At 62.6% G+C, this 18,956-nt stretch carries 13 protein-coding genes; 3 read left to right on the top strand and 10 right to left on the bottom strand.

Annotation, left to right across the window (positions count from 1 at the left end; genetic code table 11):
* The first annotated feature begins 40 nt into the window (after nt 1–40).
* Nucleotides 41–1,330, top strand: coding sequence for a DUF1501 domain-containing protein (locus ACILSE_RS09130; protein WP_395717071.1), 1,290 nt, complete (start codon nt 41–43; stop codon nt 1,328–1,330).
* Between the two features lie 13 nt (nt 1,331–1,343).
* Here the strand turns inward: ACILSE_RS09130 and ACILSE_RS09125 are convergent, their stop codons facing one another.
* A complete protein-coding gene (locus ACILSE_RS09125; RefSeq protein WP_395717070.1) occupies nt 1,344–2,120 on the bottom strand; it encodes a c-type cytochrome in 777 nt (258 codons plus the stop codon).
* A 144-nt stretch (nt 2,121–2,264) separates the two neighbouring features.
* Between ACILSE_RS09125 and ACILSE_RS09120 the strand changes: the two genes are divergently transcribed.
* Nucleotides 2,265–3,419 carry a M20 family metallopeptidase gene (locus ACILSE_RS09120; RefSeq protein ID WP_395717069.1) on the top strand — a complete coding sequence of 385 codons (1,155 nt, stop codon included), beginning with the start codon at nt 2,265–2,267 and terminating at the stop codon, nt 3,417–3,419.
* A gap of 121 nt (nt 3,420–3,540) precedes the next feature.
* Here ACILSE_RS09120 and ACILSE_RS09115 read toward each other — a convergent pair whose 3' ends face one another.
* The 4 genes from ACILSE_RS09115 to ACILSE_RS09100 are packed head-to-tail and all read right to left on the bottom strand — an operon-like array spanning nt 3,541 to nt 8,189.
* The gene (locus ACILSE_RS09115) at nt 3,541–5,337 is read right to left on the bottom strand and encodes a M3 family oligoendopeptidase (protein WP_395717068.1); all 1,797 of its coding nucleotides are present in this window, start codon (nt 5,335–5,337) and stop codon (nt 3,541–3,543) included.
* Between the two features lie 34 nt (nt 5,338–5,371).
* Nucleotides 5,372–6,490: a hypothetical protein gene (locus ACILSE_RS09110; protein WP_395717067.1), complete on the bottom strand. Its 1,119-nt coding sequence runs from the start codon at nt 6,488–6,490 to the stop codon at nt 5,372–5,374.
* Between the two features lie 11 nt (nt 6,491–6,501).
* Nucleotides 6,502–7,533 carry a PfkB family carbohydrate kinase gene (locus ACILSE_RS09105; protein WP_395717066.1) on the bottom strand — a complete coding sequence of 344 codons (1,032 nt, stop codon included), beginning with the start codon at nt 7,531–7,533 and terminating at the stop codon, nt 6,502–6,504.
* Complete coding sequence (locus ACILSE_RS09100; protein WP_395717065.1) at nt 7,530–8,189, bottom strand: bifunctional 4-hydroxy-2-oxoglutarate aldolase/2-dehydro-3-deoxy-phosphogluconate aldolase; 660 nt, start codon at nt 8,187–8,189, stop codon at nt 7,530–7,532. Before ACILSE_RS09100 ends, ACILSE_RS09105 begins: the two co-directional genes overlap by 4 nt.
* An 85-nt stretch (nt 8,190–8,274) precedes the next feature.
* On the opposite strand from ACILSE_RS09100, the gene ACILSE_RS09095 reads away from it, so the two are divergent.
* Nucleotides 8,275–9,579 carry an ATP-dependent 6-phosphofructokinase gene (locus ACILSE_RS09095; RefSeq protein ID WP_395717064.1) on the top strand — a complete coding sequence of 435 codons (1,305 nt, stop codon included), beginning with the start codon at nt 8,275–8,277 and terminating at the stop codon, nt 9,577–9,579.
* Between the two features lie 392 nt (nt 9,580–9,971).
* Here the strand turns inward: ACILSE_RS09095 and ACILSE_RS09090 are convergent, their stop codons facing one another.
* The 5 genes from ACILSE_RS09090 to ACILSE_RS09070 are packed head-to-tail and all read right to left on the bottom strand — an operon-like array spanning nt 9,972 to nt 18,816.
* Complete coding sequence (locus ACILSE_RS09090; RefSeq protein ID WP_395717063.1) at nt 9,972–10,859, bottom strand: polysaccharide deacetylase family protein; 888 nt, start codon at nt 10,857–10,859, stop codon at nt 9,972–9,974.
* Nucleotides 10,860–10,900: 41 nt separating this feature from the next.
* On the bottom strand, nt 10,901–11,641 hold the full coding sequence (locus tag ACILSE_RS09085; protein WP_395717062.1) for a pseudouridine synthase: 741 nt from the start codon (nt 11,639–11,641) through the stop codon (nt 10,901–10,903).
* Nucleotides 11,642–11,666: 25 nt separating this feature from the next.
* Entirely contained in the window at nt 11,667–11,996 is a 330-nt protein-coding gene (locus ACILSE_RS09080; RefSeq protein WP_395717061.1) for a hypothetical protein, read from the bottom strand.
* Nucleotides 11,997–12,026: 30 nt separating this feature from the next.
* On the bottom strand, nt 12,027–13,517 hold the full coding sequence (locus ACILSE_RS09075; RefSeq protein ID WP_395717060.1) for an Hsp70 family protein: 1,491 nt from the start codon (nt 13,515–13,517) through the stop codon (nt 12,027–12,029).
* A gap of 46 nt (nt 13,518–13,563) precedes the next feature.
* Nucleotides 13,564–18,816, bottom strand: coding sequence for an FHA domain-containing protein (locus tag ACILSE_RS09070; RefSeq protein WP_395717059.1), 5,253 nt, complete (start codon nt 18,814–18,816; stop codon nt 13,564–13,566).
* Nucleotides 18,817–18,956 lie beyond the last annotated feature (140 nt).

Raw genomic sequence — 18,956 nt, 5'->3', positions numbered from 1 at the left:
TTTCCCGGTTCGTCATTCGCCATTCTGATTTCGTCATTTCATGAACACCTCTCCCTGCCAAAGCCGCTCCCACCACACGCGTCGCTCGCTTCTTCGCGGCGCAGGCATCGCTGGCATCTCGTGGCTCACGCCGCTGGCGGATCTGCTTGCTGTGGAGACGGAAAAAGCACCCAAAGGCAAGCCAGCGCGCTCCGTGATCCTGCTCTGGCTCGGTGGGGCTGCGAGCCAGCTTGATACGTTTGATCCACATCCCACCACGAAGATCGGCGGCGGCGTCAAAACGATCCCCACAGCGATCAAGGGTGTCGAATTTGCCTCCGGGCTCGAACAAACGGCCAGCGTGATGCAGGACGTGTCACTGATCCGTTCGATGGTCAGCAAGGAAGGCGATCACGAGCGTGCCTTTTACAACATCAAGACCGGCTACCGCCCTGATCCCACGCTCATTCATCCGAGCATCGGTGCCATCGTCTGCCATGAGCTGCCGGAGGCGAAGATCGAGATCCCCACGCATGTCTCCATCCTGCCGAACCAGTGGCCCGCACGCGGCGGCTTCTTCGGCGCGAAGTATGATGCGTTTCAGATGTATGACCCGAAGTTTCCCGTACCGGATGTGAAGGCCCGCGTCGATGACAAACGCATGGACCGCCGCATGGAGGGCCTGTCCGTGGTCGAGCAAGCCTTCGCGCAAGGTCGCTCACCCAATCTCGACCAGGACAAGACGTTGCATCAGGTTTCCATGCAGCGGGCGCGCAGCATGATGACCTCCGATCAGTTGAAGGCCTTCAATGTCAGCGATGTTCCCGCGCAGGAACTGGCCGCGTATGGCGAGACGCCCTTTGGTCGCGGCTGCCTCGCGGCGGTGAGGTTGATCCAAGCTGGCGTGCGCTGCGTCGAGGTCACGCTCACGGGCTGGGACACGCACGCGAACAACCTCGAAGGCCAGGCCGCGCAGGTGAAGATCCTCGACGCCGCCTACGCCTCATTGATCCGCGATTTGAAGAAGCTCGGCCTGCTGGAAAGCACCATCGTCGTCTGCGGCGGTGAATTCGGCCGCACGCCGAAGATCAACAACGTCGGCGGACGCGACCACTGGCCGCATGCGTTCAGCATGCTCGTGGCGGGCGGCGGTTTCGCCGGAGGCCGCGTCATCGGTGCCACTGACCCTCAGGGCGAGAAAAAAGAGCCGGAGAACCCTGTCTTCGTCGAAGATCTGCACGCCACCATCCAGGACCTGCTCGGCATAGATCACACGAAAGAAATCATGACACCCATCGGCCGCCCCATGGCGCTGAGCAAGGGCGAGGTGGTCGCGGCGCTGAAGGTGTGAAGGCTTGGATGACTCACCGCTCCACCGTCCTCACATCATCCTTGAACGGGCTTCCTTCGACGGCCTGCTTTGAAGGTTCATTCGCCGGCTCCGGATTGAGCGTCATGATGTAGGCCACCACGTTGCGCAGCATCTGCTCGTCTTCGATGAAAAGACTCGTCATCTGCACCATCTTCGCGCCATTCACGTCGTTCTTGATCGCACCTCGTTTGCCCGACTTGAAGCGTTTGAGCTGCTCCTCCAGATACCATGCCTGACGGCCGGTGAGCGGTGGGCTGCCAAAGGCCATCTCACCGCTGGCGTTGTAGCGATGGCACTCCATGCAGCGCTCCTGAAAGAGCTGCATGCCTTCCTTGGGGTCCGTGCCGGCCATCTCGCGATCTTTTCCGGTGGGAACGACCACGGGCATCTTTTCCACATGGGTGATCACGGCCTTCACTTGCTCAGGCTGGAGGGCTTTCGCGATGCCGGCCATCATGAAGGGCTGGGGATCCGCCGCGTTCTGCCCACGCCGACCCTCGCGAAAGTTCGCAAACTGAGTGGTCACATACCAAGACGGCATTCCCGCGATGGACGGCGTTTTCAACTCGATCTTCCCCTCGCCATTGGCCCCATGGCAATGCGCGCAGACGGCTTGGAAGATGGCTTTGCCATCCATGGCCTTCGTGGCGGCGATGGCGGGATGCACGGGGTCCACGGCATGCGCGGGCGGCACCGGATCAGCAGCGTGCGACACGGCTCCCCCGAGTCCGAGGATCAGGAGCGCAAGAGGCTGGCGGATGAAATTCATGGCCGGGAAACGTGGTAAGTTGCATGCGGGTTACAACAATGCCGTCACTTGTGCGCCGGACGGCTGCGTTTGCCAAAATCCGCGCACCGCAGCGCAAATCCGGCGCGTGCTTGCGTCCCGCCGCCGCTTGTGCCTTTCTGATCCATGCCCGCGCTGCCGAAAAACGTCATCGAACTCACCCAGGCCCTCGTGCGCATCCCGTCGGTCAATCCGGACGGCGATCCCGGCACCGATGGCATCGGCGAGGAGAAGTGCGCGCGCTTCATCGCCGAGTTTCTCGAAGCCTCCGGTGCCGAGGCCTTACTCGACGAGGTTGAGCCCGGCCGCCCGAACGTAATCGGCCGTTTTCCCACGAATCCGAGCGTTGATGGCAAGCCGAAGCCGCGAATCCTGTTTGGACCACACACCGACACCGTGAGCGTCGGCGGGATGACGATTGATCCTTTCGGTGGCGAACTGCGTGATGGCAAAATCTGGGGCCGAGGTGCCTCCGACACGAAAGGACCGATGGCGTCCTTCCTCTGGGCTCTGCATGAGATGCGCCATGAAATCCCGAACTTGCCGGTCGAGGTGCATTTTGTCGGTTTCATGTCCGAGGAGAGCGCCCAGCTCGGTTCACAGCATTTTGCCAAGCACCATGGCTGCTACGACCTCGCCATAATCGGCGAGCCGACGAGTTTGAAGACTGTGTTCCGTCACAAAGGCTGCATGTGGGCCGATGTGCATACGGCTGGTGTTGCGGTTCACGGAGCGACGCCAGAGCTCGGCGTGAATGCGATTGTGAAGATGGGAAAGCTCATCGACGCGCTCGACACGGAGTTTCGCGACCTTCTCGCCGAGGCAGGCGGAGCGGACGAATGGCTCGGCGTGAGCACGATCAATCTCGGCATGATCCAAGGCGGCACGCGCAGCAACATCGTCGCCGACGCATGCAAACTTCGCGTGGACATCCGCACCACGCCCGGATTGCAGCGGGCGGGAGGTGCCCTGAAGTTGCTGAACGATTTCGTGAAACGCATCGATGAAACCGCGAGTGTGACCGTTGCCAGCGAGGCCTTCCATCTCGACACCGACCCGCAGAATCCCTTCGTGCAGAAGCTCATCGCCACCGGCGGAGAGCTGACCGGTGCCCCGTGGTTCTGCGATGCCGCGTTCCTTGCTGTCGCAGGCACGCCAGCCATCGCCATCGGCCCTGGAAGCATCGCCCAAGCACATACGAAGGATGAATTCATCGCCGTGAGCGATCTGGAGGACGGCGTGTCATTTTTCACGCGGTTCCTGCGCAGCTTGAAGGTCTGAATCGAATCCATTGCCGCCAAGATGTCAGGCGTCACCGTGAAGTTTGCATCAAACTGGCAAGTGTGCGTGTGAGGGCTTTGATGGCGGCCCTGCAAACGAGAAGGAGGCATGGGTTCGCCCCTCACTTGATCGCCTCGTAGGCGATCAGCGACGGTTCCATCGCCTTCACTGCCGTGGCCCAGAACTCGGGGCGGGTCAGGTCTTCGCCGAGGGTTTGCTTCACGACTTCTTCGCAGGTGGCGCTGCCGGTCATGGAAAGGAAGGCCTCGTAGCGGGGGAGGAAGGATGGGCCTTCGGCTTTGAAGCGGGCGAAAAGGGCCTGGCTGAGCAGGTAACCGAAGACGTAGGGGAAGTTGTAAAAGCTGATGCCGCTGATGAAGAAGTGCATCTTGTAGGCCCAGAACATCGGATCGGTGCCATCGGGCAGCAGGGTGTCGCCATACATTTGGCGCTGCGCCTGGCTCATGAGCTCGCTGAGGCGGCTCACGCTCACTTCGCCAGCGGCTCGCTCGGTGTAAAAGGCCTTCTCGAACTCGTAGCGCATGGGGATGTTGATCAGGTAGGCATGGGCGCGGAGCATTTCCTGGTCGAGAAGGTAGGCTTTCGTGGCCTCGGTGATGCCGGGGTCGTTCATGAGGCCGGAGAGGAGGATCATTTCGCCAAAGTTCGAGGCGGTCTCGGCGAGGGTCATGGGATAGTTCGCCGCGAAGGAGCGGGCGGGCCGCAGCACGCAGGAATGCCAGGCGTGGCCGACTTCATGCGCGAGGGTGACCATGTCGTGCACGGTTTCGTGGAAGGTCATGTACACGCGCTCTTCATGCTTGAACTGCGATCCGGTGCAGAAGGCACCGGGACGCTTGCCGGCACGTGGTTGGGCCTCGATCCAGCGGTTAGAGAGCATTTCGCGGAAGTAGGCACCGAGCTTCGGATAGGCAGCACTGAAGGCTTGATCGACCGTTTTGCAGGCTTCGTCCCAATCGAGAGGTTTTTCCTCCGGCGCGGCGATTTGCGGGGCTTCGAGGTCGAAGTAGTGCAACGCCGACGTGCCCTGCAGTTTCGCGGCTTTGCGCAGCGCACGCCGTGGCAGTTCGATGTTGGCATGGATGGCCTCCAGCATCGCATCGAGCGACTGGCGGCTCATTCCGCCATCAAACAGTGGCGTGTCGAGGAAGTGCGGGATGTTGCGGCGGCCGTATAGGCTGTGGCGGGTGCCCGCGATGCCGTTCAAAGCTGCCGCGAGGGTTGTGGCGTGATCGTTCCACGGCTTCTGTCCGTCGTGAAACGCGGCCTCACGCACCTGACGGTCTGGCTCGGACATGAGGGCGCGGCGGCGTGACATGGGCACCGTTTCCTTGTGACCATCCGGGAAAGTCATTTGGAACTCCATCTTGCCCGTGAGCGTGTCGTACAGGCGGCCCCAGGCATGGAGGCCGTTCACATTCAGATCCGCGGCCAGCGATTCCATCTCAGCGCTCATCTGATGCTGGCCTTCGTAACGCAGGCGCTTCACAGCATGCGTCGCGTTCTTGAGCAAGGGCTCGGCGAGCATCGAAGCGAACGCGTCATCACTCAACGCGGCCAGTGTGGAGCGGAGGGAGGCCATCAGCTTGGTGCTTTCGGCTTCGAGCGTCGAAAGCCAGGCTTCATCCGCTTTGACAGCCTCGTTGTTGGCATCGTCCGCCGACAAGCAGCCGAGATAAGCCGACAGATGACCGAGCCGATCGCTCAAAGCCTCGATGTCGTGGATCGTCTTCGCGATCTGTGCCGTGTCGGCGCCCAGGGCTCCCGTCCGGGCCTTCATTGTTTCGATGTCACGGGCCAGCGTGGCTTTGAAATCAGTGTAATCAGGCTTTCCGAAGCCGGAGAACCAGGATGCGAGGGACCAGCGGTCGGGTGTGTTTGGGGTGGTGGCTGCCATGCAGCTCGATACGATGGATTGACCACCGTGCAAATCACGAGCGCATGGCTTTGCGGATGCTGCCGACGAAAGTCACGGCGATCTTCAACGTCCAGACGACAAACGGGATGAGAAAAAGCGTGAGGAACCAGCGCGCCTCGTGAGCTTCCAACCACATCTCGGCGCAGAAAGACACAAACACGCCGACGATAGAGCCCACGAAGACAAGAACCAGTCCGAGCCCGGCCGAATCACCCCAACGACTTCGTGGCAGGGTTTTGATGGTCTGTCCCGATTGAGCTTGATGCCGCATTTGCTGGGAAAACGGCATCAACAATCCCAAAAGACCGACAGCGATGAACGGCACCGGAAACAACGCCACACCGAGCCCCGGACGCCAGCCCCAGCGCAAGGTGATCTGCCACGGTTTTTCCGGATTCACGCGGCACTGACGCGCGGCGTCATTCTCCGTGCCCATTCCGAAGAAGGCACCGTTCAAGACGGCTTCGCGTTGTCTGCCTCCGGCAGTGTAGCGAACCAGAAACTCGCGGGTGGTGGACTTTCTCGACCGGAAACTGCGATGGGCTGCCACCTCACACGGCACAAGATCCCAGTCCGCCGCTTGGACATGCTGGACGACGGCGGGCCAGAATTGAGAGGCCATGAATACACCCGCGCTGAAAAACAGGAGCAGAACGCCCATGACGACGGCGGATTGCGCCCACGATGGTGGACGCATCGGCAGCAGCCGGGTGATGCCGATGAGCAGGAGAACACTGCCGATGATGACCGTCAGCATGTCTGCGGAGGGTGTGAAGCCATCGAAAACACCCTGCTTCAGGTCGGGGGCCACGAGACAAGACACCACGGTGCCCTCGGGTCGTGAGAGGGCGGACTTCCACGCCTGATCGCTGTTGGAGAAAAAAGACTGCACGATTGCCTCGCTGCGAGAAGCGTCATCACTGGGCTCAACGTTCACGCGAGTCACCAATTCCACGGCCAGAGGCACATCGTCATCCCAACGCTGTTGATTCAGCCGCACCTCGTGGCCCAGCACCCTGGCCTTCACTCTCTGATAGCCGCGCTCCGGAGCAGCGCTCCATTGGCGATGGCCAGTGATCGCCAACGTGGCCCCCAGTGTGATCAGAGCGAGTGAAAGGAGGAAATGCTTCATATGGCGTGCCTTTAGCGGCTCACACGCCCGCCGCCATCGCCGTGCATCACGGCTTCAATCTCGGCACGTGTGCTGTAGTTGTAGTCACCCTCGATGGAGTGGGCCAGGCAGCCGGCGGCGGTGGCGAAGGAGATCGCCGTTGGAGCATTGGAGTGCTGGAGAAATGAAAAGACGAGGCCGGCGGTGAAGGCATCGCCTGCGCCGAGGCGGTCGATGACCTGCGTGATGGTGTAGGCCGGGGCGCTGTGCAGCGTGTCGGTGGCGGCCTCGTAAAGAGCGCCGCTGAAACATTGAGCGGCGGAGGTGCTGCCATCGCGCAGCGTGAAGGCGGCATGCGTAAGATGGGGGAACTCAGCGACGATTTGCTTCGCCAACGCCTTCAAATCGCCGTTGAACTCGATGCCGAGCATGGCAGTGGCATCGTTGATGCCGCCGACGAAGAGGGACACATGCCGCAGCAGTTCGCGCATCGTGCGGGTGGCCAGCTCGCGAGCGCTAAGCGGTGGCTCCCAGCGCCAGAGCTTGGTGCGGTAGTTCATATCGCACACGACTTTGATGCCGCGCTTTTGAGCCTCCTGCACGGCACACAAGGCGACCTCGCTGGCATTCCGCGAGATCGCGGGCGTGATGCCAGAGATCACGAACCACTCGCAGCCATCGAAAATGGCCTCCCAATCATAGGCCGAGGCCGGTGTGATGGCCATGGCTGAACCGTCGCGGTCGTAGATGACGTTGCCGCCGCGTTGATTGGCACCGTGTTCGAGAAAGTAGATGCCCAGCCGGCCTTCCGACGTGCGCAAGAGGTGTTGGGTCTCCACGCCGAGGCTGCGCAGATCAGCCACGCAGGCATCGGCGATGACGTGATCGGGCAAGGCGGTCACAAACGCCGCATCGACCCCCAGGTAGGCCAACGAGGCGGCAATCGAGGCCTCCGCGCCCGCAAAGGTGGCATGGACGCTGCCCGGCATGGCCTGCTGGAAGCGCGCATGCCCTGGTGTGGCGACGCGCATCATGATTTCGCCAACGGTGACAACGCGGCTCATGGGCGGGCTTGTTGAATGATGCTGGTGGCCTCACGCGCAAGTGCGGTGATCGCCGCCCAGTCGCCTTTGGCGATGAGTTCCTTCGGTGCGAGCCAGGAACCGCCGAGAGCGAGCACGGAAGGCTCCTTCAAATACGTGGCGGCATTCGCGGCATTCACACCGCCGAGCGGGATGAACTGCACGCCGAGGTGCATGAAGGGCGCGGCAATCGTCCGCAGATACGGCAGACCGCCGCAGGGCTCGCAGGGGAAGAATTTGAGCAGGCGGCAATCGGCTTCGAGAGCCATCTCGATGTCCGTCGGCGTGCAAACGCCCGGCGCGAAGGGCAGGCCGATGCTCCGAGCCTCGGCCACGACACGCGGATTCATGCCCGGAGCCACACCAAAGCTCGCCCCGGCCTCCTTCGCGTCGTTTGCCTGGCCTGGCGTGAGGATGGTGCCCACGCCCACGGTCATTTCCGGCACCTCCGCACGGATGCGCCGCACGCAGTCGAGCGCGGCCGCCGTGCGCAGGGTGAGTTCGATACCATTCACGCCCCCGGCCAGCAGTGCTCGCGCCAGCGGCACGGCGTCCTCGATACGGTCGATCATCAAAACGGCAATGACGCCGGAGCGGTGGAGTTTTTCACGAAGCAGGGCAGGGAAGGCGCTGGTCATCAGGGCAAGCAGGACGAGATGGTCATTTTTGCAACCGGCATGTGTGACTGCGATGGCATCCGTCCTGCTATGAGGAAATCCCCACATGACCCCAGCCCCGCCAGATACGAGCATCCAGACGCTCGGCCCCTGCCGTTTTCCCTCGCCGCTGCACCGCATCGGCGGGATGGAGGCGCCTTTCAAAGAAGACGCCGTGGACCGTATCCTCTACCACAGTCATCTGCTGGAGGGCGGGCGGGATGTCTCGACGCCGAGCTACGAGGAAGCCGGCCCGCGTGAAATGATCTATTTTGAACCGGCGAAGACCACCGTGGGCATCGTGACCTGCGGAGGCCTGTGCCCCGGCCTGAACGACATCATCCGCGGCATCGTGATGCGCTGCCATCTGCAGTACGGCGTGTCCCGCGTCTATGGTTTCCGCTACGGCTACGAGGGGCTGGTGCAGCGCTTCGGGCACACGCCGCTGCTGCTGAAGCCGTCATCGGTGGAGCAGGCGCATCATTTCGGCGGCACGATGCTGGGCAGTTCGCGCGGGAAGCAGGACATCGGCGAGATGGTGGACACGCTGGAGGAGATGAACGTGGACATCCTCTTTGTCATCGGCGGTGATGGAACACTGCGCGGCGCCGCGGAGATCGTGAAGGAGGTGGAGCGGCGCGGACTGAAAAAGGCCGTCGTAGGCATCCCGAAGACCATCGACAACGACATCCGCTACCTGGAAAAGAGCTTCGGCTTCGAGACCGCTTTCGACGCGGCGGTGCAGGCGGTGAAGTGCGCCTATGTGGAGGCCACCGGAGCGGTGAACGGCGTGGGCCTTGTGAAGCTCATGGGCCGTGATTCGGGCTTCATCGCCTGTTACGCCGCCCTGGCGGGCAGCAATGTGGACTTTGTGCTCATTCCCGAGGTTTCCTTCGAGCTCGATGGTGACGGAGGCCTGTTGGAAACCCTGAGACACAAGCTGATGAAGCGCGGCAGCGCCGTGATTGTCGTGGCCGAGGGCGCGGGACAGCACCTGATGGAGACGGACAATACGACCGACGCCAGCGGGAACAAGCGCTACGGCGACATCGGCCAGTTCCTGAAGGAGCGCATCAATGCCTTCTTCAAATCGCGCAAAACCGAGGTGAACCTCAAGTACATCGACCCCAGCTACATCGTCCGCAGCGTGCCCGCGAACGCGCAGGACAACGTCTATTGCTCGCGTCTGGCCCAGGCCGCCGTGCATGCGGCGATGGCGGGCAAGACCGGCATGCTCGTCGGCCGCTGGCACAATTCCTTCGTGCATCTGCCGCTCGAACTCGTCATCCAGGGCCGGCGCAAGGTCGATCCCACCCAGGAGCTGTGGCACAGCGTGCTTGAATGCACCGGCCAGCCGGCCGTGATGAAATAGCCGGCCACTTGTCCGCTGAAGCTCAACGGTCTTGATCCCGGGCGCGCGAGGACATAGAGTCGCCCAACCTTTCGCTCTTTGAGATTTCCACGCCGCGTCATGCGGCCATACCCTTTCCTGCGGTGCTCGTTATCGTGCCTTGCGGCCCGGCCCGTTTCTACAAATGCGGGGGCTGCGCGCTGGAGTGACATGTCATGCCTTCACTGGAAGACAGCGCTCCTTCAACGCGGGTCCCCACCTGGTCTCATGGGATTCGTGAGCCTTTGGCGTCGGACGGCACAGGCGGGTTTCGAAAGCGTCCCGGCTCCGCCCGGGGCGCTTTCTCTTTTATGGAGCGGCGACGGCTCGTTGCTGGAAAATGTAAAGCCGACAAATCCCGGCTCTTCAAAAACTCAAGCGCTCGGCTTCGCGGTCTGCGGCAGCGGCTTGGGATCCTTGTCACTCACAGGAGCGGCCGGACGAATGATGACGCCGACGGGCATGGACGCCTTCTCCATGTTCAGGAGCTGGCTGACGGTGACAAACTGATACCCCTGGGCAAGGAGCTGGTCGAACATCGGCGGCATGGCGGTGATGGTCGGCGGATGAATGTCGTGGGCGAGCATGATCGCTCCGGAATGCGCTCCACTGACGAGACGGCTGGTGACCACGGAAACGCCGGGGCGGCGCCAGTCCTGCGGATCGACCGACCACATGATGGTGGAGTAGCCGAACTCGGTGAACATCAGGTCTTTGATGCGCGAATTGATCGCGCCATACGGTGGGCGGACGAGATGCGGGCGCACCCCCGCCACCTCATAGACCGCGTCTTCCGATTTCTTGAGCTCGACGCGGATCTGCGCGTCGGAGCGGCTGGTCAGGCTGCAATGTGTCCAGGTGTGGTTGCCGATCTCATGGCCTTCCGCGATGATACGGCGCACGATGTCGGGATACATCTTCACCTGCTGGCCGATGAGGAAGAAGGTGCACTTGATGTTCCGCTCCTTCAGGATGTCGAGCAGCTTCGGCGTGAGGCTGGGGTGCGGGCCGTCGTCAAAGGTCATCGCCAGCACCTTCTGCGAGATTTTCACGGAGGAATATGAGGTGCGGGCGCCGGCGGGCGGCACGGTGGGCATCGAGGAGGGATTGTTCAGCCGCTTCACCAGCGGGTTCTCCTTGTCATCCACGGGCAGGGCTTTGCGCGCCTCCTCGGTGGCGAGTTTGTCAGGCTTCACGGCCTTTTGAGAGGTGCAGCCGGAGTCTGCGGCCAGCATGATGCCTAACCAAATGCTGAAATACATGCGGGGGTAAGTCACAAGACGGGCAGAGTAACGGGTGAAATTCATCCGCGAAAGCCGGAATTTCTGAAATTCAAAGAATCGCCAGAGTTCAGCCCTGCCCAGGCCGCCAGTGCGCCAAGGTCGCGCCATTCCCCAGGCTTCAGGTCCGGGGGCAGGTCAAAGGCACCGATGCTTTCGCGGTGGAGGCGCGTGACCCGGTTGTTCACGCGGTGAAACATGCGCTTCACCTGATGATAGCGGCCCTCATGCAGCGTCAGCCGGGCGCTTCGTTCACCCAGGATGACCAGCTCGGCGGGCAGGGTCGTGATGTCCTCAGTGTGGAAGTAAAATCCACGCGCAAAGGCCTCCACTGCCTCCGGGGCGATGGGTTCGGACGTTTCGACGAGATAAACTTTCGGCACCTTGTGCTCCGCCGCCATGAGCCGCTTCGACCAGCGGCCGTCATTGGTGAGCAGAACGAGACCCGAGGTCGAGCGGTCCAGCCGCCCGGCGATGTGGAGCGTGTGCCTGTCAGGATCGTTGATCAAGTCGATCACTGTGGGGTGCTGCTCATCCTTCGTGGCGCTGAGGATGCCCGCCGGCTTGTGCAGCATGAGATACAGCGCGCGCTCCGGCAGCTGGATGGGCGCGTCATCGAGCTCGATCCGCATGAACCGGTCCACCGGATGATGGCTGTCAGTGACGATCAATCCATCGACACTCACACGCCTGCCCGCGATGGCCAGATGCGCCGCCTGCCTCCCCATGGACTGATACGCCGCGATGAGACGGTCGAGTTTCATGACCGCTGTGTTCGTCGGGGACGGGTCAGATCTCTCCGAAGTGCTTCTCGCGGACCTGGACGATGGCGTCGAGCATCTTGTCGGCCTCGCCGCGCAGCTTGGCGTCAAGGCTGGAGGCGCTGCGGTTGTAGCGGCGGAAGAGAAGCTTCAACTGGGCCCGGATCTCGTCCTTGGACATTTTGGGGGTGATGTCGCAGAGCTCCTCGGGTGTCTGGGGCGCCTCCGCCTTCGCGGCGGCGGGAGCGCCTTTGTTCACCTTGTCCAGCAGGCTGCCGGCCTTTGCGGCGGGCTTTTTTTCCTCGGGTTTTGCGGTTCCACCCAGGGATTTGGAGATGTTTTTGAAGATCTTGAACATGAATGGGACTCCTCGGGAAAGATGTGCGGGTTACTCGATGCGCATGGCGCGAAGATGGTGGCTGCGGCGCTTCAATTCCTCGTCGGAAAGCACGCCTGCGCCCTTGTAAGTCACGGCGACTTCCTTGCTGCGGCCGGACTGCTTGTCCACGACGAGTGCGCGCACGCGCTGGTTCTCATCATAGCTGAAAGTCACGGCCACCTCGCAGCCCTTCGGGCGGTTCGGCGGCACGTCGAGCGTGATGCGGCCGATGACATCGACGAATTTCGCGTCCTCGTCCTCGCCTTGGGTGATGTCCACCTCGATGACGCGCTCATTGTCCTCGGAGGTCTGGTAAACCTGCGTGCGGGAGCAGGGGATGACGCTGTTCTTCGGGATGACGATGGTGTTCATCAGCTTCTCCTCCTTGGTCTTCGCGTTATAGACCATGGCGAGCGTGCCGTAGCTGGCGTTGCACACCTCCTGGATGCGGGCAGATTTTTTTGCGAACAAGGCCGCGCCGAGCGCGACGCATTCGTCCACGTTGCCGCAGGACTTCGGCGTCTTGCCGAACATCTTCTCCAGCATTGTCTTCACCTTCGGAATGCGCGTCGAGCCGCCGACCAGCACGACGTGGTCGATGTCGGAGGGCTTCAGCTTCGCCGAGTCGAGCGCCTGCTCGACGAGAAACACCGTGCGGGTGAGCATGTGGCGGATCATCTTCTCGAAATGATCGCGGGTGAGGTCGATGCGGGCGATGCCGCTGTTCTGATCGTTGGCCACGGTATCGTTCACGCGCTGGAGCTTTGAGAGCATCTTCTTCGCGTCCTCGGTGGCGTGCAGCACGCGGCGGCGGTGGCGCTCGTCGCTGTAGAGGGCCGCGCCGGTCTGCTTTTTGTACTGCTCGGCGTAAGCCTCGAGGAGCAGGTCGTCGAAGTTGCTGCCGCCAAGATGGCGGGCGCCCTCGGAGGTGAGGATTTTGATCTGCTCGCCGTCCACTTCGAGGATGGTGGTGTCCAGCGTGCCGCCGCCAAGGTCATAGACGAGGATGCGGCCCTTCACGCCCTGCGAATGCGCGTAATAGACGGCCGCGGCGGTGGGCTCGTTCACGAGGCGCTTCACCTTCATGCCCGCCATCTCGGCGGCGGCAATGGTGCTCTTGCGCGCGAGCTCGTTGAAGTTCGCCGGCACGGTGATGACGACCTCGTTGATGTCGCCGCAGATTTTCGAGCACTCGCGCTTCAATTTGGAGAGGATGAGCGCGGAGATTTCCGCCGGCGTCCATTTCTTGCCGTCGATCTCCACCAGATGCTCCGGATCGTCCATGTAGCGCTTGATCTGGAAGATCGTGCGGTCCGGCTCCCCGCCGTCACGCGCGGCGGAGCCGACGAGCTTCACATCCTCGTGCGATTCAAAAAAGACCACGGAAGGCGTCAGACGCTCGCCGTCGGCGTTCGGCACGATTTCGGGATTGCCATCCGGTTTCAGATAAGCCAGCCCGGAGAGGGTGGTGCCAAGGTCGATTCCAACGTATTCAGCCATAAACAAGAGTGATTGGTAAAAGGAAAAAGGGGGCTGTGCAGGCGGCCTACTGGCTGGAAGTGCGCACCTCCACCTTCCGCAGGATAATCTCGTGGCCCTCGCCACGCGAGAAGATAAAACCGGAGCGGCAGCTTTCAGTCACCCGCGGCTTGAGCTTGCCTGGAAGCGAGTCCACGACGGCGATGCGCTTGCGCAGCTCCAGATCGACCTCCGTGCCGGCCGGTACGCTGAATTCCTGCACACTGTGCTGATGCAGGATGTCCTCGAAAGAGGCGCGCAAGGTCACGAGCTGCTGCGGCACGTCGCCCGCGGCGCCATTGGCCCCGGCATAGCGCGCCACCAGCGCGTCGATGAGGTCGATGCGCTTGATGATGTCGTTGGCGAACATGACCACCGTGCTCTCCTCCACCGGCAGGCCGCGGCGCATGATCTCGTGCTTCTCCTCCAGCTCGGCGAGCTGGCCGCGCAGGCGCTTCTCGATATCCTGCCAGTTCTTGAGCTGCGCCTCCGCCTGCGCGAACTCATGCTTGCGCCCCTCAAGCCGGGTAAGCTCGGCCCGCGTCTCCTCGATCTGGCTGAGGGCGCGCTGCTGCGTGGTGCCGAGGTCGGCGATGCGCTTCTCGAGCTCGGTGATGCGCTTTTTCTGCTCCAACTCGTAGTTTTGCAAAGCGGCGGCCTGCTTCTGGATCTCGGCGCTGAATTTCTGGAACTCCGCGTCCGCGGCCTCGCGGTCCTTGCGCGCCTGCTCGGCGCGGGCGTTCTCTCGGTTCAGCGCCTCCTGCGCGGCGTTCAGCTTCACCTGGATCGCTAGCTCCTCCTCGGAGGCCTTGCGCAGGGACTTGTTGATCTCAGCCTGGCGTGCCTCCAGGCCCAGCAGCGCCTGGCCCACGCCGAGAACCTGACCGCCCACGTGGATGTAATCCTTCAGCTCCGCCTGGCGCGCGCCGATCTTCGTGTGCAGCTCCTTGAGCTGCATGTCCGCGTCCGCCAACGAGAGCTTCTGCGTCTCTAGGGTCTTGATGAGGCGCTCTTCGTCGGCCTTGAGGTTCTGCACCCGGTCAAGCCGCTGCCGCAGCTCGCCATCGACGACAGTGGACTCCTTTTTCGCCGCCTCGGCCTTCGTCCTCGTGTCCTTGATCTCCTTTTGCAGTTCGGCGAGCTGCGCCTCGGCGGAACGCGACTGCTCCTGCGCGGCCTTGAGCCGGGCGGCTTCCTTGTCCACGTCCGCCTGCGCCTTCATCACGCGCTCCTCGCGCAGTTTGTGCGCCTCCTCGAGCTGCGTGACCTGCTGTTGCAGCTCGGCCAGCTTTTTGTTCTGGCTGTCGGTGGTGACGTTCAGGCGTGTGACGAACTGGGACGCCTCTTCGCGCTCCTTGTTGATGCTGGCGAGCGCGGCCTGGATGCCGGCCAGTTCGGTGTTGAGCGCGGGAATCTGCTTTCGCAGTTCTTTTTCCTCGGCGCGGGACTTTTCGACGACAGCCTCCGCCTCGGCGCGTTTCTTGTCGGCATCCTGCTGCGCGGCCAGGGCCTTCTCGGCGCGTTTTTCAGCATCCGCGGCCTTCGCCTCGGAGGTTTTGACGTTCTTCGTGAGTTCGGCCAGACGGGCGTTTTCCGTTTTGAGGGAGGCTTCAAGCTCGGCGACCTCCTTTTTGAGCCGTTCCTGGTTCCGGGTGATTTCGCCGAGCGCCTTGTCTTCGGCCAAGCGCTGCGCCTCGGTATCCTTGAGCGTTTTGGTGGCGGCGGCGACGCGCGCGTCCACATCCGCCAGCTCCGTGAGGCGTTTCTCCGCGGCGGCGATGCGTTCCTGGAGGCCTTTGAGGCGGGTTTCCGCCGCATTGGCCTCCGCCAGCTTCGCTTTCGTCTCGGCTTCGAGGTTGGCCCGCTTGTCGCCGAGAATTTTGTCGAGATTGACCGATTCGACGCGCAGTGTCTTGACGGCGGCGTCGGACTTTTGCCGCTCGGCGATGGATTCCTTCAACGCGGCGGCCGCGGCATCGCGATCCTTGATCAGGGCGGCCAGCTCGGCCTTCAAATTGTCCGCCTCGGCGCGGGTCTGAGTCACGCTCGCACGCAAATCGGGCAGCGCGGCGTCGAGATCGGCGCGTTCCTTCGCTAGGCGCTGCGTTTCGGCCGCCAGCTTGTCACGCTGCTGCGTGGCGTCAGCGATGGCGGCAGTCAGTTCGGCGTGTCGCTTGTTCGTCGCGGCCAATTCCTTTACGCGGTCTTCCAAACCGGCGGTCTGCTGCGTCAGCTCGGCCACGCGGGCCTCGGCGGCAGTGATCTCCTTCTGCCGCGCCAGCAGGCGCTCCTGCAAATTCTGATGGTCGGACTCCGCAGCTGAAAGCTTCTGCTGCGTGGTGGCATGCGTTGCCGTGAGCGTGGCGATGACGGCCTCCAGGCCGCTGATCTTCTCCGCGAAGGTGAGTTGCTGCTGCGAGCTTTTCTCCGCGGCGGCCGCGGCGGCGGCGGCCTCCTTCTTTCTCTCCGAGGCGGCGGCGATGGATTGTTCCAGCTCGGTTCTGGCCTGCGCAAGCTGCGCGGTGAGGTTCTTGTGTTCCGTCTGCAGGATCTTGAACTGCTGGTCGGCGGCTGCCGCGAGCTCGTCGAGGTTCTTCTTCTTCTGCTCGGCCGCGGCGGCCTGCGCCTCGCGTTTTTTGAGCTCGTTCTCGGCCTCGCGCAACTGCTCGCGCAATATGCCCAGTGCCTGCGACTTCTCGGCCTGCTGCTCCTCGATGGATCGTGTTTCTTTTTCCGCAGCCTCACGGCGCTGCGTGAGCGTCTGTGTGAGCAAAGCCTGCGCGCGCCCGTGCTCGGTGGCGGCCAGCAGCTCGCGCGTGCGCTCGTCCCGGTCCTTCACCAGCGCGGCGACAGCGGCGACGACCTCGGCCTTGTGCGATTCGACAGCTTTAAGTGCCTCGGTGGCGTCGTTGAGCTTCGTGTCGGTGGAGGCGAGGTCTTCCAGCTTGTTGTTGAGGTCGGCGACCTTGTCGTCCAGCGCCTTCATCTCCGCCTGGACCGCGGCGAGGCGGGTCTCGCCATCGGTGATCTGCGCATGGAGCTCGGCGAGCCGTTTTTCGGCCGCCAGACGGTCTTCCTCGTCATGAACGCGGGCGTCGCGGGCCTGTTTGTCGATCTCGGCCAGCTTCGTCTGCGCGTCCTTCTGCTGCTGCGCAAAGGCGGCCTCGGCGTCGGATTTCCGCGTGTTGAGATCTGCAAGCTGCTGCTCCGCCTCAAGACGCTGGCGCTCGATGTCGGCCAGTTGGGCGCGGATGGCGTTCTTGCGCTGCTCGGCGGTGTTCGTTTCCGCCTCATGGTATTGCTGCTTGCCCATGAGCGCGGCGATGGCGGCGTCCAGCATGCCGCGCTGGTTTTCCAACTGACCGAGCGTCTGCGTGAGCGCGTTGAGCCGTTCCTCGTTGGCGCGTAGCTCGCTGACACGGGCGGCGACGGCCTTCTCCTCGCCACCAAGCTGCGCGATCTGGCTCTGCGCGTCGCGCACCTGCTCCTGGGCCTTTGCCAGCGTGGCGTTGACGGCCTCTATTTCGTTCTGCTTTGCGTCTTTTTGAGAATCAAGCTGCTTCAGTTCGGCGCGGCGCGCGTCGAGCTGCTTGTCGAGGTCCTGCAGCTCGGAACTGCGCTTCGTGCGCTGCTCGGCCTCGGACTTCTGCGCGTCGGCCTGCAGGGCGGCGAGGCGTTTGATCTCGGCATCGGCCGCGTTGACTTGTTTTTGCAGCTCGGCGAGTTTTTTCGCCGTGGCGGCCTCGTCGGCGGCGATTTTGGCCAGCGCTGCCTCGCGGGCTTTGAACTCGTCAGAAGCTTTGGCAAACGCGGCTTTTTGCGCGGACAGGTCTCCCTGAATTTTCGTTAAATCAGCCTGCGCTTTGCCGAGATCGGCGGTCTTGGCGGTGATCTGCGCTTCGAGCGCCTGAAGGTCGGCGCCGCGTTTCGTCTTGAGCTCGGCCTCGGACTTCTGCGCGTCGGCGAGGGACTGGTTGACGCTCTTGAACTTTGCCTCGGCGGCGGTGATCTCCGCTTGGAGCGCCGCCAGCTTGTTGCTCGCGGATGAAACTTCCGCCGCGGCCTTGGTGACGGCGGCTTCCTGGGTCTTCGCCTCCTCGCTCGTCTTTGCGAGAGTCGCGGTGATTTGATCGAGTGAGGCACGTCTGGCGGCCACATCGGCCTCCAGGGCCTGAAGTTCGGCGCTGCGCTGGGATTTGAGCTCCGCCTCGGACTTTTGCGCGGTGGCGAGGAGCTGGTTGATGGCGGCGACCTTCGCCTGCGCGGCGGTTTCGTCGGCCAGGAGCTTCGCTATCACGCCTTCGCGATCCTTGCGCTTCTGCTCGGCCTCGTCGTGGAGTGTCTGCAGGCTCTTGCGCGCGGTTTCGAGGTCGGCCTCGGCCTTGGTTATGAGAGTGCGGGTGGATTCGAGCTTGCTCTCAAGGTTGCCAAGATCGCGGCGTTTGACGTCATGCTTGCCGGCCTCAGCCTTGGCATTTTCGGCATCGGCGCGGGCGTTTTGCACCTGCCCGCGGAGTTTTTCGAGCTCGCCCTTGAAGCCGGCGATCTCGGCCTGCGTCTGTCCGAGTTCCTTGCGGCGGACATCCAGCGTGGCTTCCAGCGAGCGGATTTCATCGCGGCGCTTTTGCTCGACGTCGTTCTCGCTGCGCAGCCTGTCGCGCTGCTGGGTGAGTTTTGCGATCTCGTCGCGCAGAGCAGCGGTCTGTGGCGCGGCGGCCGGATCAGGCGGTGGCGCGGTGGCTCCCGGCGGCTTCGGAATCAGCGAAACAGGCGGGGTGACGGAAGGGGACTTCGGCGTTTCCGCCGGAGCCCGCTGGACGACAGGTTTGGTGACTTCGATCTTCCCGGTCTCAGGTGCTGTTTTTGGCGATTCTGGCTTATCTCGGGCGGGAATGCTCTCGGTGTCGCCTTTTTTGCCGTCCTCACGCGTGGGCTGGCCTTTGGGCGGGGCGACGGTCTTTGATCCGGCATCGGGAGCCAGGCCCTTCGGAGCGCGCTCACGGAAACGGCTCTCAAGCTGGCCGAACATGATGCGATCGCCGCCTTTGACCCGTGAGCGCTCGACGCGCTTGCCGTTGACGAAGGTGCCGTTGGAGGACTTCAGATCGACGATTTCGTAACCACCATCCGGCTGGCGCAGGAACTCGGCGTGAAAGCCGGAGATGAAGGTGTTGTCGATGACGATGTCGTTGCCGGCGTCACGACCGATGGAGAGCCGTTCTTCGAGGATGTCGAAGACGAACTCATTTCCGTCGTTGAGATTGAAGGCCAGATACGGCATGCCGGACGCGCAAGAGACTGAGGGCGGGGAGAATAAGGGTGGAAAATCAGTGAATCAAACTTAATGAAATTGCAGGTCAGAGAAGTAACCGCCCGCGACTATGGTTTCAAAAACCAGTTCGACTGCAAAGCATCATTTAA

It is taken from the genome of Prosthecobacter sp. (assembly GCF_044236155.1).
In the GTDB taxonomy this organism is placed as follows: Bacteria; Verrucomicrobiota; Verrucomicrobiia; order Verrucomicrobiales; family Verrucomicrobiaceae; genus Prosthecobacter.
The sequence above is the reverse complement of the archived record's forward strand: the minus strand, read 5'-3'. Positions and strand labels throughout refer to the sequence as shown.